The organism is Myroides sp. 1354, from assembly GCF_030324495.1.
Lineage (GTDB): Bacteria > Bacteroidota > Bacteroidia > Flavobacteriales > Flavobacteriaceae > Flavobacterium.
This window is the reverse complement of the sequence record NZ_JACAGN010000001.1, coordinates 1-23656: the sequence shown is the minus strand read 5'-3', so window position 1 is coordinate 23656 and position 23656 is coordinate 1. Positions and strand designations below refer to the sequence as shown.

The window sequence follows — 23656 nt, the reverse complement described above, 5'->3', positions numbered from 1 at the left end:
CTCGTATAGATGATTGTGGAAAAATAAAAAAATACGGTGTTTTTAATCAGTCTCGTAAAGAGAGTGATTTAAGGCACTGTATCCATTACACAATTGCAATTTGAGCACGTTCTCAGTTTTTCAGATCCGTAAAAATGTTTAAAATGCGGCAAGAAATCCGTTTCAATATCTGTTAGTTCAAAGTAAACTTCATACAGTTTCTCATTGCAATTCTCGCAATACCAAATTAAACCATCTTTAGCATGAGGGTCTTTGCGTTTGGTTTCTACAACTAAACCCACAGAATTTGCGGTGCGTATAGGAGAATGTGGCATTTTTGCGGGGAGAAGATAAATATCCCCAGGGTTGAGTGTAATGCGCTTTCTTTCTCCCTCTTCTTGAATATCAATATAAATGGTTCCTTCCAGTTGAAAGAAAAATTCTTCATTTTCATTATAATGGAAGTCCTTTCGGTTGTTAGGACCACCAACAACCATAATGATGTAATCTTTGGAATCAACAAAAAGATTCTTATTGGATACTGGCGGTTTTAGCAGGTCTTTATTTTCATTTACCCACTGTAAAAGGTTAAAGGCTACGGCATTACTCATAGGACAAAAATGCGTTTAGTTACTTCTACTTAACCAATTTTGAGGGTTGTCAATATTGGAGTTGTGCGAAAGTAAGAATTTTAAAACAGTTTTTCCAGCGCTGTTTGTGTTAATTGTTCCGATGGTTTGCTTTAAGCTTACTTTATCACCCTTTTGAACCGTAACATTACTTAGGTTTTGATATACAGTGATATAATCCCCATGCTGAATTAACACGGCTTTATTCCCTCCGGATAAAACTTGTACTTGTAGTACTTCTCCTTCAAAAATAGCCCTTGCTTTTGCATTAGATTCTGTCGTAATTTCCACTCCACTGTTGTGAATGGTTAAGTGCGTTTGTACAGGGTGAGGTTGATCTCCATAAGGAAGAGATACGTACCCTTTTTCAACGGGCCAAGGTAATTTTCCACGGTTTGCTTTGAAGTTATCCGCTACTAGCTTGCCTTCTGGCGTTAATTCAAAAGTAGCCGCAGCAGAAGAAGTAGCTGTGGATTTTGTTGTTGATTTACCTGCTTTAGCAGCAGCCTCTCTGGCTTTTCTATTTGCTTCTTCAATAGCTTCGCGAATTAATTGCTGTATCTTGCGGTCAATGGCCTTCGTTTCGTCTTGTTTCTTCTTGATCTGTTCGTTGAATTTCTTCTGATCCTTTTTGACAATGGAAACTAAATCCTTTTGTTCCGTTAAGTCTTGTTGTAAATTCTTTTCGTTCGTTTCTTGTTCTGCTAGCAGTTTGCGCTGTTTTTCCTTTTCAACCTCTAGCTTCGCTAGTGCTTCTTTCAACAAAGCTGTTTTTTCTTTTAATTCTTCGCCTTGTTGTTTTCTGTAATCCGCATATTGCTTTAAATACTGCACGCGTTTATACGCCTGAAAAAAGTTTTCAGACGATAATATGAACATCATTTTACTTTGATTGGATCTACTTTTGTACGCTTTTACAATCGTTTTTGCATAATCATCTTTCAATTGCTCCAATTCTTTGGCTAAAGTATTGGCCTCTTTTTGATTTTTATTGATGTTGTTGTTGGTGATATTGATTTGCTTGCGCACATTGTTAATCAACTGTCTGTTTAAGGTTACTTTTCGGTTGATTTCGTCAATTTCACTTAAGATATTGCGCTCTTTGGTTTGCTCTTTGTGAAGTAACTGCTGCACAGACTTTATCTCAATGATAATCTGTTGCTTTCTGCGTTCTAACTGTTCTTGTGTCTCTTTTTGTTGGGCACACAAAGGCAATGCCATTAAAATGAACCATATAGTGCAGTATGTTTTTCTCATAGCGATTTACTTCTTAAGCCATACAATATTACGGATTTTTTACAAATTAATCATTTTGTATCCCTTTGGAACACTATAATTAAGATGTAAATCTTCGTTAAAGGAAACTTTTCGGTAACGAATGTCCAAATTTATGGTTTTTTCTCCTTCTTCTCCTATAATATTTAGTTCAGTTGGCACAATAAAATGCTTGATTTTTTGATAACCAGGGTAGGAAATAGTCACTTTTCGATTGGAATCAAGCTCTTCGATAGATTCTTTTTTTAATAAACTATTTTCGTCTTCGAAGAAATACGTCGATTGTAACTCTTCTTGCTCTACTGAACGAATTTTGTGTAATCCTTCTTCAATAGTTGCAATAAATTCTTTGTTGTTTTGACTGTCCAACACTTGTCCTAACAACAAATTTTGAAGGCGATTAAAATTGATGTCTGTACCTACAAAGTGGGTTAGTATATCAAAACCTCCTTCGAAAGCCGTTTCGTTTAATTTATTGTAATATTTGAGATTATCAGGTGTAATAAGGGCTTTGAAGATGGGAATATCGGCATAGCGAATATTAATTTGAATCTGTTTGTCTTTTTCAATTAAAATCTCAATGCCTACTTTTCTATTTTCAAATTCATCTTTGTATTGAGCAGTTCCTTGAAGGGAAACTGTTTTAAATTGTTGTGCATTTTTAGCATGATCATTTAAGATGACCAAAGCTGTTTTAGATTTTGTTGCATCTGATTCTCTCATTAGAAAGCCTTCACCTCCTTTTTTACAACTAATGAATAATAAACTTGTTAGGCATAAAAACGCAATCTTTTTCATAATTTTTGTAGCTACATCGTTTAATCCTTCGAATATAGATAAAAAAAATCCGTTTTAAAGAAAATTAAAACGGATTTAATATTTATTAGTCTAAAACAGAATAATCTCCGATGCTGATGTTCGTGTGATTTCCGTTGTATTTCGCGTGATTTCCTATCATGGCATTGTCTAAATTAGCATTTGCAATGTACGCATGTGTTTGAATCAAACTATTTTTAATTGTTGCGTTTTCTACTTTAGAATGATCTCCTAAGGAAACATTTGGACCAACCGTTGCATTTTTTAATACGACGTGATCTCCAATGTAACAAGGAGGGATAATCGTACTGTTTTCTAATTGAACAGCAGGAGATACATAATTGCTGTTCTCTGCTTCTAAGAAATTTAACATGCGATTATTTGTATCAACAGTGACATCTTTGTTTCCACAATCCATCCATTCATCTACTTGACCTGGAACAAAACGCATGCCTTTTTGTTTCATGTTTTCTAATGCGTCAGTCAATTGATACTCTCCGCCTTTAATTACCTGATTGTCTAACAAGAATTCTAATTCTTTGCGCAGTGTTTCTCCGCTTTTGAAAAAGTAAATTCCAATAATAGCTAAATCGGAAACAAAATGAGCTGGTTTCTCTACAAAATCAACAATTTCGTTTTTGTCGTTTAATTGAACTACACCAAATGCACTTGGATCTTCTACTTGTTTTACCCAAATTACGCTATCCGCCGTTTTGTCTAAGTTGAAATCTGCACGGAATAAGGTGTCTGCATAAGCTACTACAATAGGGCCTGTCATACTCTCTTTGGCACATAAAATAGCGTGAGCCGTTCCTAAAGCTTCATTTTGGTAACAAATCGTCCCTTTAGCTCCTAACTTTTCAGCAATCGCTATTAAGTCTTTCTCTGTTTGTTTACCAAAGCTTTCGTGAATGATAAACGCAATTTCTTCAATTTTGTCATTTAAAACCTTGGCAATATCCTCCACCAATCGGTGTACAATTGGTTTTCCTGCAATGGGAATTAAAGGTTTGGGTGTAGTAAGGGTATGCGGGCGTAAACGCGATCCACGTCCAGCCATAGGTACAATGATTCTCATTTTTGTAGCTTATTTATTTTTTATTTCGTTCCTGTGCTTCCAAATCCCCCAGTACCACGTACTGTTTCTGAAAGTGCTTCTGCATCTTCCCATTGGATTTGTTCGTATTTTGCAATGACCATTTGAGCAATGCGCTCTCCATTTTCAATGACAAATGCCTCTTTAGATAAATTGACCAAAATAACGCCAATTTCTCCTCTGTAATCCGCATCGATGGTACCTGGTGAATTCAATAATGTAATTCCTTTTTTTGCAGCTAAACCACTTCTTGGTCTGATTTGAGCTTCATACCCTTCCGGTAATTCGATAAATAATCCTGTAGGAACAATAGCTCGCTCTAAACTGTTTAGTGTAATTGATTCAGTAAGATTGGCTCTTAAGTCCATTCCTGCAGATTGCGTCGTCTCATAATGAGGCAATGCATGTTGAGATTTATTTATAATTTTTACAGATGTCATTCTATTTCCTATTAAAATACAGCGACAAATATAAAGGTTTGTTCTGACAATTGAATAATTGGCGTTTAGTTTTCCGCAGTTGATTTTGAAATGAAAGAAGAAAGGAAACAGTCAATGAAAGGGTAAAAAGGCGGATGGCCTTGTTTAATTTTGTACTTTCGTATTTCGAATCTTATGTTAGAAAATAGAAAAATATTCACCTTACACGCCATCTTAAATCGCGTTCAGCAAGTTTTTGACGAACTTATGCTGGGGAAATACTTTTGGGTAAAGGTGGAGGTGCTTAAAGTCTCTAAGGATCGCAGAGGACATTATTATCTGGAGCTCGTTGAACAAGTCGAGGATCAAGTACTTGCGCGTTGTAGGGCAACAATATGGAAACGAAATGTTGAACGTTGTGTCATTGATGGTGGAGAAGAACTGGATAAGGTGGTCAAAGAGGGAGCTGAGATTTTGTGTTATGGAGAGGCTATTTTTCACCCTATTTACGGTTTTTCTCTACATGTTATCCACGTAGATTATGGCTTTAGTTTAGGGGAAATTGAACGCAAAAAACAAATGACGTTGCTGCAATTGCAGCAAAAGGGATTCCTTCCGTTGAACAAGAGCAAAGTACTTCCAAGAGTACTTCAAAAAATTGCTGTTGTAGCTTCTGTAGGAACTTCGGGATACGAAGATTTTGTTCAGCATTTGAAACAAAATCCCTATGCGTTTGCTTTTAGTTTGACGTTTTTTGATACTCAAGTACAGGGAGAAGAAGCAGGTGTGAATATCCTCCAACAATTACAAGTTGTAGCAAAAGGAAAGTTTGACGTGGTGGTTCTCATTCGAGGTGGAGGGTCTAAGTTTGATTTGGATGTATTTAATTCTATCGGGGTAGCGGAGCAAATCGCGCAAATGCCTATGGCTGTTTTTACGGGAATTGGTCACGAAACAGATAGTACAGTTGCCGATTATGTAGCGCATACGTATTTTAAAACACCCAGTGCTGTAGCCGCTTATATCATTGAAAGAGCTTTGCAATTTAGTGTGTATCTCGAACAATCGACTCAAGCAGTCAAAGATGGCGCAAGACGAATGGTCTCCCAATACCAAACGACACTAGATCAGGTAGAAGAACGCATTGGGAATTTGAGTCGCTATCGACTTCGTGAAGAGAAGAGCAATTTAGCTCAACAGTCCACGGCATTAGAATATTTAGTAAAGCAATTAACCCAAGTGCAAAAAAATGATTTGCGGAGGATTGAACAAGCGATTGCTGTCGAAACGAAGATTGTGTTGAACAAGAAAAACAACGCATTGTATGACTGTGTGTCGCGATTGACTTCATGGGGAAAACAAAAAGTGTTTTTAGAGATTCAGCAGCTCCATCTTAGAAAAGAGATGCTTGCAGCTCGCGTGCGACATACGTTGACAAAAAACTCGCTTCAGTTAACACAGTCCAAAGAGCTTCTGACCTTGTATGATATGGAGCATATATTGAAAAAGGGATTTGCTGTGGTTCGACATCAAGGAAAAGTGATTACCGCACATACAATCTTGGACCAAGGAGATGAATTAGAATTGACACTATACAATAAACAATATAAAATTACGCTAGCTAGCATAGAAGAAGTAATACAATGGAAAAACTTACTTATGAAAAAGCCGCAGAAGAATTAGATGAGATTCTCACGGCATTAAAAAACGACGAAGTTACCGTAGATCAATTAGCAGAAAAAGTAGAACGCGCATCTCAGCTGATTGTTTTTTGTAAGAAAAAACTGACCACTACGGAGGAGAAGATTGAGAAGATTATGGATAAACTCGAGGAGTAGATAGATGCTCTAAGAAAAGAAAGAGTATAAAAAAAGCCTCGGATTTTATTCCGAAGCTTTTTTTGATTATACGTTCTCTTGCTGTTTAGCAGTATCATAACTATTGGCTATAAACTGTCTTACATCATCAGAAGAAGGCAATTCAAACACTTCTAAATGGAAGTAATCAATAGCGGCTAAAACATGGTCAAAAATATCAGCCATAACGGTTTCATAAAAGGCCCAAACCGTGCTATTGGTAAACATATACAGCTCGATGGGTAAGCCATGTTCGGTGGGCTGCAAATGACGTACCATTAGATGGTATTCTTTGTGAATGTTTTGATTTTGTTGGGCATAACGCAATACATAAGCCCTAAATAGCCCTATGTTGGTCATGCGACGTCCATTTACTGGCATGGATTGATCGGCATTGGTGCTAATATTGTAGTTGTCAATTTCTTGTTGTCGTTCTTCTATATAGGGTTTTAATAATTGAATTTTTTTCAATTCATTGATTTCATGTGCTTCTAAGAAGCGAATAGAGGACATCTTAATATTGATGCTTCGCTTGATTCGCCTTCCACCGGAATTTTGCATCCCTCTGTAGTTTTTAAACGAATCACTAATCAATAAATAAGTGGGTATTGTCGTAATGGTCTTGTCAAAATTCTGCACTTTTACCGTACTCAAATTGATTTCTAATACCGTTCCGTCAGCACCAAACTTGGCCATCTCAATCCAATCTCCCACGCGTACCATATCGTTCGTCGAAACCTGAATACTCGCTACAAATCCCATGATAGTATCTTTAAACACTAACATTAAAATAGCGGAGGCTGCACCCAATGAAACCAAAAATGTAACAGGGTCCTTCCCTGTAATGACAGAAAAAATAATGATCCCAGAAAAAAAGTATAGAATGATACTAGATACTTGGGAGTAGCTGTCAATCGGTTTATCTGCTAAATTCGGTTTGGTTCTAGCGTAATCTCTTGTTGTTCTAATAATAGAACGCAATAATAGGGTAAGGATTACAATGAAAATGATATTCGTCAAGGACAATACAAAGGTGATAACCTTTGGAAAACCAGTAAAGAAAATTGGAAAGAGTACACGTGCTAAAGCCACCGGAATTAAATGGGTAATATTGTGTAGAACTTTATTTTTAATGACAATGTCATCGAGTTGCGTTTTGCTGTTTGCGGCATATTTTCGAGCAATGACGATGAAAATATTCTTGAGTACGTAATCCAAAGTAAACATGACAAGGGAAAAGACAAGAAGTAGAACAATTGTCGTTATTACATGAGTTTCATGATCGGATAAACGCAAAAAGCCGAGATAATCAAAAAACCATTTATAGAAGACATTTAATTCACTAAAATCGATAATGTCATTGATATTTTTTTGATTAAGGGTTAAAAAAGGCATTGTTTGAATGTGTTTTTAGTTGTAGAACTGCAAGATAAGCAATTGTAATTGCTTTCTGTGTTAATAAAATGGGAAAGTCCAATGCAGATTTGTAACAAAAAAAGCCCTATAACTCAAGTTTATAGGGCTTTTCTATTGATGTGATGGGGTTATAATTGGTTCAACATCTCGTTGATTTTATCTAGATTAGGCGTAAGAATAACTTCAATACGTCTGTTTTTAGCCTTCCCCTCCGATGCACTATTGCTCATAATAGGAGCATATTCACTTCGACCTGCAGCAGTTAGGTTCTTTTTGTCTATGGTACTGTTTTCTGATAAGATAGAGACAATGGCTAAAGCGCGTTTGGTTGATAGGTCCCAGTTGTTTTGTACGCCCTCACCTAAATTACCTACTACTTTGTCATTGTCGGTGTGGCCTTCAATTAATACGGAAATATCTGGATTAGTTGCTAGCACTTTTCCCAATTCGATAACAGCATTTCGACCTTCGTCATTGACAGACCAACTACCTGATTTAAAAAGGAGTTTGTTCTCCATCGAAACATATACTTTTCCATTTTTCTGTTCAATGGTTAATCCACGACCTTCAAATGCATTCAATGCCTGAGATAAATTGTCCTTTAGGGCTTTCATCTGTTTGTCATTGGCTGCCAATATACCTTCCAATTCTTGTACGCGTTTCGATTTTAAATCTAGTTCAGCCTTTGCTTTAGCTAACCTTGCCGCTTCGGCTTGTAAAGATTCTTCACTGTGCTTTTCTAAGTTGGTATACGAATGTTGTAAATCTTGCAATCTATTTTGAGCAGCTGAAATCTCAGCATTTAAATTTTGACGTTCTTGCTGTAAGTCTTTTAACTGTTGAGCCAATTGCTTTTTCGCTTGTTCTAAATCACTCATCGAGCTATTTAAGGTCGCTAATTCATCCGCTAGACGTTGATTGTCGTCTAAGGCCATTTGGTAATCTTGATCAAGCTCGTTGTATAGCCTTCTTGTTACACAAGAGGATAATAAGGTCAGTGTTAGTAAACCGATGGAAAGTCTCTTTATCATGGGGTGTGTTTTTGGATGAGTTAAGCTTTAATTTCTACAACAATTGGACAGTGATCGGAGTGTTTGACTTCTTGTAAAATCGAAGCACCTAAGATTCTGTCTTTCATGGGTTCTGCTACCATATTGTAGTCAATTCTCCATCCTTTGTTGTTATTTCTTGCATTTGCTCTGTACGTCCACCAGCTATATTGGTGTGGTTCGGTATTGAATAAGCGGAAACTATCTATAAAACCGTTGTGGACGAATTGATCTACCCAAGCTCTTTCTTCGGGTAAAAATCCGGAAACTTTCGCATTGCGAATTGGATCGTGAATATCGATGGCCTTGTGACAGATGTTGTAGTCACCGCAGATGATTAAATTGGGAATTTCTTTTTTAAGTTCAGAAATATAGGTAAAGAAATCATCCATATATTGGTATTTGAAGTCCAGACGATCAATATTGGAAGCGGAAGGCAAATAGAGAGACATCACAGAAAAAGTATCGAAATCTACGCGTAAATTTCGACCTTCAAAGTCCATATAGTCAATACCTGTTCCATAGGTAATGTGATTGGGCTTTTCCTTGCAAAAAATAGCCACTCCACTATAGCCTGCTTTTTGCGCAGAAAAATAGTACTGATAAGGATAACCCGCTAAGGTGATTTCATCCGTTGGAATTTGGTCCTCTTTGGCTTTGGTCTCCTGTAAGCAAATGATGTCGGCATTTTCCTCTTGCATCCAGTCTAAAAGACCTTTTTTGATTGCTGCACGGATTCCATTTACATTATAGGATATAATTTTTTTCATGATGCCTGGTTTTTGTATGAAAATCAAAAATAGAAAAAATATACATGCTGATGCTTCAAAAGAAGTGGAGAGGTGCTTTTTTAATTTTTAATTAGCATTCCATATCTAGGGAAGGGCAAGCGAAGGTAGAAGATTGGAGTGATAAGGTTTTACGGTATAAGGCGTTAAAAAGATAAAAAAATGTAAAATTCGAATAATGAATGAGAAAGAAGAATAAATAATATTTAAAGCATATATCTTTTTTTTAATCAGTTATTTAGGTCAATATCTCGAACAATGCTAGGGATATGCAGTCAAGGTTGATAAAATAAAATAGAATACCTAAAGATTTTAGTATATTTGTCTTACTTAAATTTTCAAATTGATGGGGTTAGTAACAGCTAAGGAAGTAGCGAAGGCAATTAACGTGGACAAGTATGGTATCTTTGGTACTTTTACGGGGTGGTTGCTTATGAAGACGCTTAAGGTTACCACATTAAATAAGATTTACGATAGAAATAAACACTTAGAAGAGTTAGAGTTTTTAAACGCTATCTTAGAAGAATTTCAAATTGAATTTCAAATTGATCCAGAGGAATTAAAGCGATTACCTAAAAAAGGACCTTATATTACCATTTCCAATCATCCCTTGGGAGGAATTGATGGGATTTTACTTTTAAAGTTAATGTTAGAGCACGATCCTAATTTTAAGATTATTGCCAACTTTTTATTGCATCGAATAGAACCTTTGAAACCTTATATTATGCCTGTTAATCCATTTGAGAATAACAAGGATGTGAAATCAAGTGTATTGGGGTTAAAAGAAACATTGAGGCATTTAAGTGATGGTAAACCTTTGGGAATTTTTCCTGCTGGAGAAGTGTCTACGTATAAAGATGACCGACTTGTTGTCGACAAACCTTGGGAAGAAGGAGCAATTAAGCTGATTAAAAAAGCCAATGTGCCTGTAGTTCCTATTTATTTTCATGCGCAAAACAGTAAGTTATTTTACTTTTTATCGCAGATTAACCCAACTTTGCGTACAGCAAAGTTGCCTTCAGAATTGTTAACACAAAAAGACCGCGTTATTAAGGTACGCATTGGTCGTCCAATATCTGTTGAAGAACAAAATGAACATTATGATTTAAGCGATTATGGTAACTTTTTGCGTTTTAAAACGTATTTGTTATCTAACGCTTATAAAGATGAGGACTCCCGTAAATGGATTAAAGTTCCTTCTTTTAATTTTAAATTTCCAAAGATGGTAAAGGACATTGTCCCTCCACAACCGATTGATAGAATCAAACAAGAAATAGAAGTTTTACGCGAAAAGGATTTTAGATTACTGCAAAGTAAGAATTACGAAGTGTTTTTGTGTAAATCAGATTTGATTCCTACCATATTATTAGAACTTGGTCGACTTCGAGAGGTTACCTTTCGTGAAGTGGGTGAAGGGACCAATAATGAATTAGATTTAGATCAATACGATAAATATTATCACCATATGTTTTTATGGGATAATGAAGCTGAACAAATATGCGGGGCCTACCGCATGGGATTGGGATCTGAAATCTATAAAAAATATGGAATTAATGGGTTTTACCTTAATGAATTATTCCGTTTTGAATCAGAACTTTATCCGATGATGGCACAGTCAATTGAAATGGGACGTGCTTTTATTGTCAAAGAGTATCAACAAAAGCCAATGCCTTTGTTCCTTCTTTGGAAGGGAATTGTGCATACCACTTTGCGCTTTCCAGAACATCAATACTTAATAGGAGGGGTGAGTATTAGCAATCAATTTTCTGACTTTTCTAAGTCCTTGATGATTGAATTCATGCGATCTCATTATTTTGATCCATTTATCGCTCAATATGTGACACCAAAAATGGAGTATAAGGTAAATCTAAAAGATGCGGATAAGGATTTAATTTTTAATGAAACAGAATCCGATTTAAACAAGTTTGACAAAATTATTGAAGATGTTGAACCTGCAAAATTGAGGGTGCCTGTGTTGATTAAGAAGTACATCAAACAAAATGCAAAAGTGATTGCGTTTAATGTAGATCCTTTATTTAACAATGCCATTGATGGATTAATGTATATCAAAATCGCTGATTTACCAGAAAGTACGGTCAAACCCGTGATGGAAGAGTTTGAAGCAGAACTCGAGCGAAAAATACAAGAAGAAGCAAATAAATACAATTAAGAATACGAGAAGAGGGAATCTACAAAAGGTTCCTTCTTTTTTTTGATCCAAATCAAGAGTATGTCAGTTTTATTTGTTGAATGAAGTAAACGATATTTTGTGTTTAATTTGTTAATTAAATGTAAATAAGATAGCGGCGGCTAGTTCTTGTTACTATAAAAAAGGGGATAGTGAAAAAAGAGAAATTTAAAGGGCATTTAAATACCATAGTACGATCTATGTAAAAAATAATAGTTAAATTTTTGGATGATACAAAAAAAATCCTATTTTTGAATTGTTAAATAAAAGTAAAAGTGATGTTCGGAAAAATTAAGTTTATTGCAGTTTGTGCAGTTATTGCCCTAGGATTTTCTTCTTGTAGTTCAGATGACGGTAATCCTGTTCTTAAATTAGATAAGAAAAAGTATGATGTATTGGTAGAAATTACTGACGACGTTGAAATTGGACAGATCACAGCATTTTACTACGATGGAGTGCATGTACAAGAGGAACAATTTATAGAAGATTCTATACCTGTGGCCGTTCCAGAAAATGGAGAATTGCCAGAATTTATTAAAACAACTCAATGGACTAGAAGTTATAATTTGACCGTTGCTGAGCATGTGAGTATTGAAGCTTATGGTAAAGGGGAAAGTACCTCTTCTCAATTGACTATTACTGTTAAAGATAAGGATGGTATTATCATAAAAGAAAAAATTGCTAAGGGTAAAGATATTTACGCTGAAGTAAAATTATAATCAATCAACACTGCTTAGGGAGTGAATAATGTATAAACAATGTTTAGAAAAATAAAATTTATATTAGTTGCTTTGGTCTTTGGCGTAGGAATTTCTAGCTGTAGCTCAGACGATAGCGTAAAGACATCAGTCCCTGAAGGGGAAAAGTATCTTGTAACGGTTACTGTTTCAGAAGGTTCTACCATTGATAAAATAATGGGAGTAGTTTATGAAGGAACGGATATGAAAAATGATGTGATGGATAATTTGAAAGTAACAGAATGGTCTAAAATCTATTACAAGACGGAGGTGCAAAAATTTAGTTTTACTGCACAAGGTTCTGGACAAAATGAAGAGGCAAAAATGGAAATTAAGGTGACAAAGGAAGGTGAGGTTGTAGGAGAATCATATGCTCTTGGACAGTCTTTAATTTCAACAGTCGTTATTCAGGCAGATAAAAAGAAAAATACAAAATAAAAAAAGCACCTTATGGTGCTTTTTTTATTTTATGAAATGGAATCTTATTTTGTCTATAATCACTTGAGCAAGTTTCTCTTTACTTTCAAAAGTCCAGCCGGCAATATGAGGGGATAATAATACGTTGTCTGATTGAATCAAATATTGCATAGGTTGAGGTAATGTTTCATCAGCAAACATATGTTCAAATGAAGATTTTTCATACTCTAAAACATCTAAAGCAGCCCCTTTTACTTTGCCACTTTCTAAAGCAGCAACTAAATCCGCTGTATGTACCGATTTGCCTCGTGCCGTATTGATTAGCCAAAAAGGCTTGGCCATTTGTTCAATAAAGGTTTTATCTATCAGATTAATGGTCTCTGGTGTTTGTGGAATATGCAAACTGATAATATCTGCTTTTTGTTGCAATTCGGTTAAAGAAACTTGTTTTGCATACTGATTGCTTAAGTTTTCTTTGATATCGTGAAAAATAACTTCACAATCAAAGCCTTGTAAGCGTTTTGCGAAAGCATTTCCCATGTGTCCATAACCAATAATGCCCACAGTTTTTCCTTCAATCTCGTGGCCCCTATTGCCTTCGCGAATCCAAATACCTTGTCGCACTTCTCGATCGACAAGATTTAATTTATTGAATAAACTCAATAGCATGCCTAGTGCATGCTCCCCAACAGCAGTTTGATTACCTTCAGGAGCCGCAATTAAAGCAATGCCTTTAGCCGTGGCAAAGTCACAATCAATATTTTCTAACCCCGCTCCAACTCTGCCGATGAATTTTAGTTGTGTTGCTTTCTCAAGAAAGGACTGATCGATCTTAAAGCGACTGCGAATGATGATGCCTTCATATTCGTGTATCGTTTCTTCTATTTTTTCTTTACTAGAGGTATAATCCTCTATATTGACATACCCTATTTGAGCAAGTTGCTCTATCATTAAAGGGTGATTACTGTCTAGGTGTAATACTTTTTTTGTTGTCATCGTGTAAAATTTAGAAACCGAGAATCACTTTGGCAATGGAGAAATAAATCAAAATACCAAAAATATCGTTACTTGTTGTAATAAAAGGGCCTGTAGCCAAAGCCGGATCTACGCCATATTTATTTAATAGAATAGGAACAAAAGTTCCAATTAAACTAGCAATGATAATTACGCTGATTAAGGCAATGGATACGGTAACTCCGATGATATAATCAACACCAAGTAAAACGTGACTTCCAATCATTAATAAAATGGCTAATAAAAATCCGTTTAATAAACTTAAAGAGACTTCTTTCCCTAGGCGTTTCCAAATGGAACCAGAAATGGTGTTGTTGGCAAGTCCTTGTACAATAATAGCAGAGGATTGCACTCCTACATTTCCTGCCATTGCAGCAATTAAAGGTGTAAAAAAGAAGAGCACGCCGAATTTTTCCATGGCATCTTCAAAACTTCTCGATACATTCACTGCCACGAAACCACCAATCATCGCTAGGATTAGCCAAGGCAATCTCGCTTTGGTTAAGGTCAAAATACTGTCATTGGTATCAACATCTTGCGAAATACCTGCAGCTAATTGATAATCTTTGTCTGCTTCATCTTTAATAACATCGACAATGTCATCAATGGTAATTCTACCGACTAAACGCCCCATTTCATCAACCACAGGAATAGCTTCTAAATCGTATTTTTGCATAATACGCGCTACTTCGGTATCTTCTGTATCTACTTTTACATAGTCCACTTTGGGAATGTACACATCACTAATATGCGTTGTGGTAGAGGAAGTAAGTAAATCTTTTAAGGATAAACGTCCTTTTAAACGTCCTTCATCATCTACGACGTAGATAGAGTGAACACGTGAAACGTGTTCGGCTTGTTTGCGCATTTCTTTGACACAAGTGAGAATTGACCAATTTTCATTGACCGAGACAAACTCTTTTGCCATTAATCCTCCAGCTGTATCTTCGTCATAACGCAACAACTCGACAATGTCCTTGGCGTGTTCTAAATCTTCTAATTCTAAAAGAACCTCTTCTTGTCTTTTTTCAGATAATTCTGCGATGATATCTGCCGCATCATCGGTATCTAATTCATCTAATTCTTCGGCAATTTCTTTAGGAGAGAGACTTCTTAAAATCTTTTCTCGTAAGTCATCATCTAAATTTAATAATATCTCAGCAGTAACTTCACTATCGAGTATGTCGAAGATATAAATGGCCTCCTCTGTATGAAGTCCATTCATAATTTCTGCTATATCCACAGCATGGATATCCTTAAGGAACTCTAATAATTCAGCTTCCTTACCTGTCGCAATTAGTTCTTCGATTTGTACAATAGTTTCATCACTGATTTTGAACTCCATGTATTTCTATTTTTTTTGTAAGATCAATAAATTCTGCTACACCTAATTGTTCTGGGCGCATATTAAAAATAGCTTCTTCTCTAATTTCATCGGGTAATCCGAAACTTTTTAAGCTATTTCTCAAGGTTTTTCGACGTTGATTAAAGGCCGTTTTCACCACTGTAAAGAATAATTTCTCATTGCAAGGCAGGGTGTAATTCTCCTTTCTGCGCATGCGCATCACGCCTGATTTAACTTTGGGCGGAGGATTAAACACATGCTCAGAAACGGTAAACAAATATTCAGTATCATAAAAAGCTTGCGTCAATACGGAGAGAATCCCGTAGGTCTTGCTTCCTTTCTTTTCACATATGCGTTCTGCTACTTCTTTTTGAAACATACCCGAAAATTCCGGAACAAAATCGCGAAGCTCTAAAACGCGGAATACAATCTGAGTCGAGATATTATAAGGAAAGTTTCCAATTACAGCAAAAGGCTCTTGATTAAACGCTTGTACAATGTTGAATTTTAAAAAATCTTGTGCAAAAATATGATCGTGTAATTTAGTATAGTGCTTGTGTAAGTAGTCTACGGATTCCGTGTCGATTTCTACGACAAAGGTTTCGATGGGCTTTTCCAAAACATATTTAGTCAATACTCCCATTCCAGGACCAATCTCCAGTACTTTTTTATATCCTTCTAAGGTAAGCGTATCGGCGATGCGCTTGGCAACATTCTCATCTGTTAAAAAGTGCTGTCCCAGGTGTTTTTTTGCTCTAACTTTGTCCATTAATTCTCGGTTTAGTGTTCGCTTATAAGCTCTAATTCTGTTTTAAACGTAAGCATCATATCGCCAAACTTCTTGCGTGATTCCATTTCGAAGAAATCGTGTTCTTCGTTGTAAAAGGCCTGTAAAAGTTCAGCATTGGCTGTTTCAAATTGAATGGAATAGGTGATTCCCCCCATGTCTTCCTCTACTAAAACCTTAACCATTCGAGCTTTATTGAATTTTTTTGTGTTTAAGATACCAGGAATATAAAATTCTTTGATCCAAGTCATCCAAGCGTCGTGTACACTTTCGTGAATGTTTATTGTGATATTGTAAATAATCATAAGTTTCAATTAGGGTTATGCAAAGATAAAAAAAGCACCAAATGTCTTTTTAGGATTTGGTGCTTTTCATATACTTATACGCTTCGTGTAAAATTAATCAATAATATCAAATCCTGTGTACGGTCTTAAGACCTCAGGTATCACAATGCCCTCAGGAGTTTGATAATTTTCTAAAATACCAGCGAGTACACGTGGTAATGCTAGTGAACTACCATTTAAGGTATGAGCCAATTGATTTTTTCCTTCCTTATCTTTAAAACGCAATTTTAAGCGATTTGCTTGGAACGTTTCAAAGTTAGAAACTGAACTAATCTCCAACCATCTGTCTTGTGCAGTTGAGAATACTTCGAAATCATACGTTAAAGCAGAGGTGAATCCCATATCTCCTCCACATAATCTCAAAATGCGGTAAGGGAGTTTCAATTCGTGTAACAATTCTTGTACGTGTTCAACCATGCCATCCAATGCTTCATAAGAACGGTCTGGGTGTTCAATGCGCACAATTTCTACTTTGTCAAATTGGTGTAAGCGGTTTAATCCTCTTACGTGTGCACCATATGATCCAGCCTCTCTACGGAAACAAGGAGTATAACCTGTACACAGTACAGGGAAATCGCTCTCTTGTAAGATGACATCTCTGAACATATTGGTAATTGGCACTTCAGCTGTTGGAATTAGATACAAATCATCTACTCCAATGTGATACATCTGCCCTTCTTTATCTGGCAACTGTCCTGTTCCAAATCCAGAGGCTTCGTTGATTACATGCGGTACTTGGTATTCTTTATATCCTGCTGCTGTATTCTTGTCTAAAAAGTAAGAAATCAAGGCACGTTGTAAACGAGCTCCTTTCCCTTTATATACAGGAAATCCAGCTCCAGTAATTTTATTTCCTAATTCGAAATCAATTAAATCATATTTCTTCGCCAACTCCCAATGAGGTAAAGCTCCTTCGTGTAAGGTAGGAATCTCCCCATGTTGGTGTACAGTAATGTTGTCCTCTGCATCTTTTCCAGCTGGTACAATGTCTGTAGGTATATTGGGAATTGTATATAATTTATCTGTTAGCTCCGCAGAAACTTGATTTAACTGTTCCGTTAACGCTTTGCTTTGTTCACGTAGATGGGATGTCTTTTCTTTGATGAGTTCTGCTTTTGCTTTTTCTCCACTCTTCATCAACTCGCCAATACTTTTGGATAGCTTGTTGGATTCTGCTAAGACATTGTCTAATTCAACTTGTGTTGCTCTTCTTTTTTCATCCAAAGCAATCACTTCGTTTAGCACTTCCGTAACATCAAGATTTCTTTTTGCCAAGCCTTTAATCACTTGTTCTTGATTCTCTCTAATAAAAGCTATCTGTAACATAGTATAAATAATAGTTTAAGATAACAAAGTTAGAAAATACTTTTTTATTATCCGTCTTTTTGTTGTATTTCATCTTGATTCTTGATTATAAAACGATAAAAAAGAGAGGCAAAAGTCAATTCTTCTGTTGATTGTGATTATCTGTGCTCAAGGTGTGGGTTTTTCTAAAGAATCCAAAACATACTATAAGATAAGAATTGACATCGTATGGTTTTCGATTTCTGGGGGGATTACGCAAAATAAAGTGATGAACTAAAAAAAATAATAGTTTGCTAAAATATAGTAGTTAGTTCAACTAATATTTTATTTTTGCTTATTATTCAGATTTGAAACGAAATTAGACAATGGAAATAGTGATTAAACTTTCTCAATTCTTATTGAGCTTATCCTTTTTGATTATTCTGCACGAATTGGGGCATTTTATTCCAGCAAAATTATTTAAAACGCGCGTAGAAAAATTCTACCTCTTCTTTGACGTAAAGTTCTCTTTATTTAAAAAGAAAATTGGAGACACCGTTTACGGTATCGGATGGTTACCGCTTGGAGGATATGTGAAAATCTCGGGTATGGTTGATGAGAGTATGGATACTGAGCAATTGAAGAGTGAGCCACAGCCTTGGGAATTTCGTTCAAAACCAGCTTGGCAACGTTTAATCATTATGTTAGGAGGAGTTACTGTAAACTTTATCTTGGCTTTTGTTATTTATATCGGTATGACGTATGCTTATGGCGATTTGTATATCTCAAATAAAGATATGGATCACGGGGTATGGGTACAATCACCGATTCTACAAGAGGCTGGAATGAAAACGGGAGATAAAATCATTGCTGTTGATGGAAAGGAAATTGACCGTTTCAATGATGTTGGATACGCAATTATGATGGGGCATCAAGTGGAAGTTGAACGCGATGGTGTAAAGGAAAATATTGATTTACCCGTTAATTTACTAGGACAATTAAGTGAGGGAAGTAAGGCAGGTGGACTTGTTGGTTTGCGTATTCCATTTGTAGTAGTTGGTTTTAATGAGGAAGGGGATCAAACCAATGCACAGGCTTTGCAGTTGAAAGATCAAGTAAAAAGTATTAATGGAGTAAGCACGCCTTTCGTGGATCAAGTACAAGCTGTATTAGCGGAAAATAAAGGCAAAGTTGTGCCTGCTGTAATTGAAAGAGAGGGTAAGGAAGTAACCGTTGATTTAAAGGTTGATCAAGAGGGGAAATTGAATCTCTTTTTCGCTCCAGTTTTAACGATTGATACACTTGAAAAAATGGGATTGTACCATATTAGTCAAGTGAAGTACTCTTTAGGAGAATCAATCTCTGTGGGAATAAACAAAGGAGTTGATAAAGTAGGTGGTTACTTTGATCAATTAAAGAAAATTGTGAAACCTGAAACAGGAGCATATAAAGGAGTTGGTGGGTTTAAAGCGATTTACGATATCTTTCCTTCAGTTTGGAGCTGGGAGTATTTCTGGAATATCACAGCCTTGTTATCTATTATGTTGGGTGTTATGAATTTATTGCCTATCCCTGCTTTAGATGGAGGACACGTGATGTTTTTATTGTATGAAATGATTACAGGAAGAAAACCGAGTGATAAGTTCTTAGAAAATGCACAAATGGTTGGTTTCTTTTTACTTATAGGGCTGTTGTTGTTTGCTAACGGAAATGATATTTACAAAGCGATATTCAAGTAAATAAAAAATAAAGCGAATGTATTTGCAGAAATAAAAAATGATGTTATATTTGCACTGCATTTAAGGTAAGATACCTTCCTCCTTAGCTCAGTTGGTTAGAGCATCTGACTGTTAATCAGAGGGTCCTTGGTTCGAGCCCAAGAGGGGGAGCAAAAAAAGCCTGACAAGTAATTGTCAGGCTTTTTTGTTTCTATTTATTTGAAAGAATCGGACTTTGTATACCAAGTCCTGCAAAGGTTTAAAAAAAAACCTGCCATTTGGCAGGTTTTTTTTTATGTTTATTGACCATTAGTCGATAATAGCAAAGTCTTTTGTTGTATTTGCTTTAGCGTCTTGTACGTTTAATACATCGCCATTAGCATCTCTGATAACAACGATAGCTCTTAGATTATCAGCGTTAGCAGTTTTGTATACAGAAGAAAAACGTTCTGCAACAAAGATGTTCCCTTTTTTCGATTGTGCTGCAGGGATTGCTATTCCTGTGATTGCAGGAGTAGCTGCTTTTAATACTGCATGGTGAAGATAGTTAGCTCCAATTCCCGCTTGAGAATGTTGTACATCGTCCTCTACAATATAGTAATCCATCGTTAGTCCATCGTAATCTTGTGAAAAAGCGATTTCAGCTTCTGCATAACCAGCTGTTGTAGTTAATCCAGATGTGATTTTGATTCCGATTGAAGATGTTTTTTGAACTAATGTCATTGGATGGTTTTGACCTGCTGCTGTAGTCATTGTTCTCGTATCCCACTCTGCTTTTCCATTAATTACAATAAATGGTGCCCAACGCATCCCCTGTGTTTCCGGATCATTGACTACTTTACTGTTGTAATAGTCAAATAAAGGATGTGCAAATCTAGGAAGTGCAAATGGATCAGGTCCTGGAATACTAACGTGAATTCCTACAACTACAATGCTTGAATAGTCTACTGGGTAACCATTACCAGAAAAGGTGTGAGTTTCCAAACGCTCTAAAGCTCGAATGGCGCTTGCACATGGTCCACATTGAACTCCTGTGAAATCTTCCATTAATACGCGATGTTGATATTTTAAATCACCAGTAGGTGTTACAGGAACTTCGTCTTTAAATACTTTTATTGTAACGATATTACTGTTTTTGTAGCCGTCTTTTTTGGCCATTACTGTATAGGTTCCTTCTGTTGTAAACGTATACGGATTTTCTGAAATCTCTGCATCATTAACGAAAAGTTTGGCATCGGCAAGTGTATTGCCTTCTCCTGTTACTTTGAATAGTACAGCTGTGTTTTCTAAAACTCTTGTGTCGCCTTCTGCTTGTAATATAAGCGTTTTGTCTTTGCCTTTACCTCCGTCGTCATCTTTTTTGCCACCGTCATCACTGCCACATGAATATACTGTAACTAATAGAATTAGAGATGAAAGAAGCACCTTCGTAAAAGCTGCTAATTTGTTCTGTTTCATAAAATAATTTGTTAAAGTTGTTTTCGTAAAAATAAATATAAATTTCGGTTAATAAAAAGTTAAAGATATGTTTTTTTTCCTATTTTTGAACTTTACAACTAAAACTAAAAAATTATGAAAGTGTTCTATGCATTTATTTTATTGTTTGTTTTTTCTACTGCGACTGCGCAGCAAAAGGATTTGCCAGCAGTAACTCTTACTGACTTAGATGGAAAGAAAGTGGATTTTTCTTCTTTTGCAAATGAAGAAAAGCCTATTATTGTGAGTTTTTGGGCTACTTGGTGTGGACCTTGTTTGAAGGAATTAGCAGCTATTAATGATGTATACAGTGATTGGCAAAAGGAAACTGGGGTTAAATTAGTAGCTGTATCTATTGATGATGCAAAATCAGTAAAACGCGTAAAGCCGTTAGTTAATGGTAAAGGATGGGACTATACTGTGTTATTAGATACCAATCACGATTTGAAAAGAGCAATGAATGTGGTAAATGTACCTTTTACTGCAGTGCTATATAAAGGTAAAGTTGTATACAAACATACAAGTTATACTCCTGGAGTTGAGAAAGAGTTAATTAAGCAAGTAAAAGCTGTATTGAAGTAAAAAGATGAAAAAAATATTTTTTACACTATGTGGATTGGTTATGTTTTTAGGAGCGAAAGCACAGGTGCGTGTCGGTTTTGAAAACAATTCACAATGGTATGTTGATGATAAAAAAATTAAAATTGATGAGTTTGAAGCTGAAGACCGTTTTCGTTCAAATTCATATTTAAAGGCTGACTACAATTGGAAAAATTGGAGTTTCGGTGCTCAAATTGAAGGATATGAACCTAAAGCAATTTTAAATTATTCTCCAGAATACAAAGGTTTTGATATTGGGGCAATTTATGCTCGTTATAATAATAGAGAATTGGGGTTGGACGTTACTGCTGGACATTTTTATGATCAGTTTGGAAGCGGATTGTTATTCCGTTCTTGGGAAGATAGGCAAATTGGAATCAATAATGCTATTTTTGGATTAAATGTTAAATACAATATACTAGATCATATTAACTTAACTGTATTAGGAGGTAAACAACGTATTGGAATGGGATTTGACTTGTCTGATTCTTACGTTTTTGGTGGTAATGTTGAAGTTGATGTCGCTGAGTTTTTAAAATTTGAGGAATTTGGACTTCGTGCCGGGGTTAGTTATTTAGGTAAAGTAGAAAAGGATAAAGATTATGTAGAAGAAATGAATCAAAATCTAAGAAAGATGCAAAGTGCTTTTTCTGGAAGATTAGGCTTTGATTATAAGAATTTCTTCGGAGAAATCGAATATGTATACAAGGGTAAAGATGCATTAGTAGAATCTGGTGTTAAAGGTAATACGGAGCAAACTGGAAATGCATTGTTATTTAATGGAGGATATTCTGCAAAGGGAACTAGTTTTAGTTTTAACTTGAGAAGATTGGAAAACATGGCTTTTTATTCGGATAGAGAATTAACAGCCAATGTGTATAATAGAGGTGTTTTAAATTATGTGCCTGCATTGACGAAACAATATGATTATTCTTTACAGAATATTTATGTATATCAAGCACAATATTTATTGAGTACTTTTGATCTTCAACAAAAAATTGGAGAAATCGGAGGACAGTTTGACTTTTATCACAATTTTGAAAAGGGGACTACATTCGGAGGAAAGTATGGGACCAATGTTGTAATCAATGGGTCATACTGGGCTGGATTAAAACCAGAGTTTGTTGAATATGAAGATGAACGTCAAATCGTAAAAACGGGATTCTTTGATTTCGGTGAAAAATACTATCATGATTTTGGAATCGAGGTTCGAAAAAAATGGAATAATAACTGGTCGTCTATCTTTATGTATTTGAATCAATATTACAACCAAAGAGCTTTAGAAAGTTTATTTGAAGGTGTGAAAGCTAATATTGTAAGTGCTGAAGCAACCTATCAGTTTATGGGAAATAAATCAGTTCGTTTAGAAGCTCAGCATTTATGGACAAATGAAGATAAGAAAAATTGGGCTGCAGGAACGTTGGAGTTTGCTTACAACTCTAATTGGTCTTTTTTCGTAAGTGATATGTACAATTATGGAAATGATCAAGAACTAGTTACATTTGATGAAGAGACAATGGAAGAAAAATCAGAAAAAGTACGTCTTCACTATTATAATGTTGGGGCTAGCTTTACTAAAGGGTCGACTCGTGTTTCTGCTAGTTATGGTAGACAAAGAGGAGGGTTACTATGTGTAGGCGGAGTTTGTCGTTATGTATCAGAAGCTGCCGGATTAACGTTTGGTATCACAACATCATTTTAAAATTTAGAATTTTAGAATTATTATTTTGTTTTTGTATGAAAAGGAGAGCTTAGGCTCTCCTTTTTTTGTTGGTGAAGGTGGGGGAGTTCGAATGAAATCTATTTTTTCTAAATAGGAGGCAAATGGGAATTTGCCTATTATGTCCAAAATATTTTTTCCGATGGAAGATATATTTCTATGCAAAAGGGCACATGGCCATGTGCCCTTTTGCATGAAAGATGATTTTATTTGATTCCCTCCTTATATATAGATAAGAGCAAATGGGAATTTGCCTATTATGCTCAAATTTTTTTTCTGATGGAAGATATATTTCTATGGAAGAGGGCACATGGCCATGTGCCCTTTTGCATGAAAGATGATTTTATTTGATTCTTTCCTTATATATAGATAAGAGCAAATGGAAATTTGCCTATTATGCTCAAATTTTTTTTCTGATGAAAGCTATTTTTTCTAAATAGGAGGGCAGATAGCTATCTGCCCCTTTGTTTGAAACACTCTTTCCAAAAGCAATTTTCTTTTATTTGCTGCCTTTCTCCAAAAAGCAACTTTCAAAAAAACAAAAAAGCAAAAAAACTTCAAGGTGTAAAAGATGTCATATTAGCGAGTTGCGAATAAAATCAAAAAAACATTAAAAAAAAGGCGGTGAATAATTTGGAAGTGGCGAAAAAGGTACTACTTTTGCATCCGCATTAAACAAGCAGACGTTCATAGAAAAGCACAG

Annotated in this window: 22 protein-coding genes and 1 tRNA gene; 9 read left to right on the top strand and 14 right to left on the bottom strand. The window is 35.6% G+C overall.

Annotation, left to right across the window (positions count from 1 at the left end; genetic code table 11):
• Window positions 1-68: 68 nt before the first annotated feature.
• From HX004_RS00115 to dut, 5 genes are all read right to left on the bottom strand, one after another.
• Window positions 69-590, bottom strand: coding sequence for a 3-hydroxyanthranilate 3,4-dioxygenase (locus HX004_RS00115; RefSeq protein ID WP_286440226.1), 522 nt, complete (start codon window positions 588-590; stop codon window positions 69-71).
• Between the two features lie 15 nt (window positions 591-605).
• Complete coding sequence (locus tag HX004_RS00110) at window positions 606-1865, bottom strand: murein hydrolase activator EnvC family protein (protein WP_286440225.1); 1260 nt, start codon at window positions 1863-1865, stop codon at window positions 606-608.
• A 39-nt stretch (window positions 1866-1904) separates the two neighbouring features.
• Window positions 1905-2681: a lipoprotein insertase outer membrane protein LolB1 gene (lolB1, locus tag HX004_RS00105; protein WP_286440224.1), complete on the bottom strand. Its 777-nt coding sequence runs from the start codon at window positions 2679-2681 to the stop codon at window positions 1905-1907.
• Between the two features lie 85 nt (window positions 2682-2766).
• Window positions 2767-3777 carry a sugar phosphate nucleotidyltransferase gene (locus HX004_RS00100; protein WP_286440223.1) on the bottom strand — a complete coding sequence of 337 codons (1011 nt, stop codon included), beginning with the start codon at window positions 3775-3777 and terminating at the stop codon, window positions 2767-2769.
• A 20-nt stretch (window positions 3778-3797) separates the two neighbouring features.
• Complete coding sequence (gene dut, locus HX004_RS00095; RefSeq protein ID WP_286440221.1) at window positions 3798-4235, bottom strand: dUTP diphosphatase; 438 nt, start codon at window positions 4233-4235, stop codon at window positions 3798-3800.
• A gap of 174 nt (window positions 4236-4409) precedes the next feature.
• Here dut and xseA point away from each other — a divergent pair, with 174 nt between their 5' ends.
• Window positions 4410-5897, top strand: coding sequence for an exodeoxyribonuclease VII large subunit (gene xseA, locus HX004_RS00090; protein ID WP_286440220.1), 1488 nt, complete (start codon window positions 4410-4412; stop codon window positions 5895-5897).
• Window positions 5858-6052 (top strand): exodeoxyribonuclease VII small subunit, encoded by a 195-nt coding sequence (gene xseB, locus HX004_RS00085; protein ID WP_286440219.1) that lies wholly within the window; start codon window positions 5858-5860, stop codon window positions 6050-6052. The genes xseA and xseB overlap by 40 nt, the downstream gene beginning before the upstream one ends.
• Before the next feature lie 66 nt (window positions 6053-6118).
• Here xseB and HX004_RS00080 read toward each other — a convergent pair whose 3' ends face one another.
• The 3 genes from HX004_RS00080 to HX004_RS00070 form a co-directional block, all read right to left on the bottom strand.
• Window positions 6119-7465 (bottom strand): mechanosensitive ion channel family protein, encoded by a 1347-nt coding sequence (locus HX004_RS00080; protein ID WP_286440218.1) that lies wholly within the window; start codon window positions 7463-7465, stop codon window positions 6119-6121.
• Between the two features lie 149 nt (window positions 7466-7614).
• Window positions 7615-8517: an OmpA/MotB family protein gene (locus HX004_RS00075; RefSeq protein ID WP_286440217.1), complete on the bottom strand. Its 903-nt coding sequence runs from the start codon at window positions 8515-8517 to the stop codon at window positions 7615-7617.
• Window positions 8518-8537: 20 nt separating this feature from the next.
• Window positions 8538-9305: an exodeoxyribonuclease III gene (locus tag HX004_RS00070; protein WP_286440216.1), complete on the bottom strand. Its 768-nt coding sequence runs from the start codon at window positions 9303-9305 to the stop codon at window positions 8538-8540.
• 364 nt (window positions 9306-9669) lie between these two features.
• Here HX004_RS00070 and HX004_RS00065 point away from each other — a divergent pair, with 364 nt between their 5' ends.
• The 3 genes from HX004_RS00065 to HX004_RS00055 all read left to right on the top strand — a co-directional run bounded on the left by HX004_RS00065 (window position 9670) and on the right by HX004_RS00055 (window position 12686).
• On the top strand, window positions 9670-11493 hold the full coding sequence (locus tag HX004_RS00065) for a GNAT family N-acyltransferase (RefSeq protein WP_286440215.1): 1824 nt from the start codon (window positions 9670-9672) through the stop codon (window positions 11491-11493).
• Between the two features lie 296 nt (window positions 11494-11789).
• Window positions 11790-12230, top strand: a complete 441-nt coding sequence (locus HX004_RS00060) for a hypothetical protein (RefSeq protein WP_286440214.1) — start codon at window positions 11790-11792, stop codon at window positions 12228-12230.
• Window positions 12231-12269: 39 nt separating this feature from the next.
• Window positions 12270-12686 (top strand): hypothetical protein, encoded by a 417-nt coding sequence (locus tag HX004_RS00055; protein ID WP_286440213.1) that lies wholly within the window; start codon window positions 12270-12272, stop codon window positions 12684-12686.
• Between the two features lie 24 nt (window positions 12687-12710).
• Here HX004_RS00055 and HX004_RS00050 read toward each other — a convergent pair whose 3' ends face one another.
• From HX004_RS00050 to serS, 5 genes are all read right to left on the bottom strand, one after another.
• Window positions 12711-13661 carry a 2-hydroxyacid dehydrogenase gene (locus HX004_RS00050; RefSeq protein WP_286440211.1) on the bottom strand — a complete coding sequence of 317 codons (951 nt, stop codon included), beginning with the start codon at window positions 13659-13661 and terminating at the stop codon, window positions 12711-12713.
• Between the two features lie 10 nt (window positions 13662-13671).
• Complete coding sequence (gene mgtE, locus HX004_RS00045) at window positions 13672-15024, bottom strand: magnesium transporter (protein ID WP_286440209.1); 1353 nt, start codon at window positions 15022-15024, stop codon at window positions 13672-13674.
• Entirely contained in the window at window positions 15005-15793 is a 789-nt protein-coding gene (rsmA, locus tag HX004_RS00040; RefSeq protein WP_286440208.1) for a 16S rRNA (adenine(1518)-N(6)/adenine(1519)-N(6))-dimethyltransferase RsmA, read from the bottom strand. Before rsmA ends, mgtE begins: the two co-directional genes overlap by 20 nt.
• 11 nt (window positions 15794-15804) lie before the next feature.
• Complete coding sequence (locus HX004_RS00035) at window positions 15805-16116, bottom strand: DUF4286 family protein (RefSeq protein WP_286440207.1); 312 nt, start codon at window positions 16114-16116, stop codon at window positions 15805-15807.
• 93 nt (window positions 16117-16209) lie between these two features.
• Complete coding sequence (gene serS / locus HX004_RS00030) at window positions 16210-17481, bottom strand: serine--tRNA ligase (RefSeq protein ID WP_286440205.1); 1272 nt, start codon at window positions 17479-17481, stop codon at window positions 16210-16212.
• Window positions 17482-17825: 344 nt separating this feature from the next.
• Here serS and rseP point away from each other — a divergent pair, with 344 nt between their 5' ends.
• Window positions 17826-19178 (top strand): RIP metalloprotease RseP, encoded by a 1353-nt coding sequence (gene rseP / locus HX004_RS00025; protein WP_286440204.1) that lies wholly within the window; start codon window positions 17826-17828, stop codon window positions 19176-19178.
• A gap of 76 nt (window positions 19179-19254) precedes the next feature.
• Window positions 19255-19328 (top strand) — tRNA-Asn (locus HX004_RS00020).
• Window positions 19329-19466: 138 nt separating this feature from the next.
• On the opposite strand, the gene HX004_RS00015 is transcribed toward HX004_RS00020, so the two are convergent.
• Window positions 19467-20615, bottom strand: coding sequence for an Omp28-related outer membrane protein (locus HX004_RS00015; RefSeq protein ID WP_286440202.1), 1149 nt, complete (start codon window positions 20613-20615; stop codon window positions 19467-19469).
• Window positions 20616-20729: 114 nt separating this feature from the next.
• Here HX004_RS00015 and HX004_RS00010 point away from each other — a divergent pair, with 114 nt between their 5' ends.
• Window positions 20730-21215 carry a TlpA family protein disulfide reductase gene (locus HX004_RS00010; protein WP_286440200.1) on the top strand — a complete coding sequence of 162 codons (486 nt, stop codon included), beginning with the start codon at window positions 20730-20732 and terminating at the stop codon, window positions 21213-21215.
• A 4-nt stretch (window positions 21216-21219) separates the two neighbouring features.
• Entirely contained in the window at window positions 21220-22935 is a 1716-nt protein-coding gene (locus HX004_RS00005; protein WP_286440198.1) for a DUF6029 family protein, read from the top strand.
• The last annotated feature ends 721 nt before the right edge of the window (window positions 22936-23656 follow it).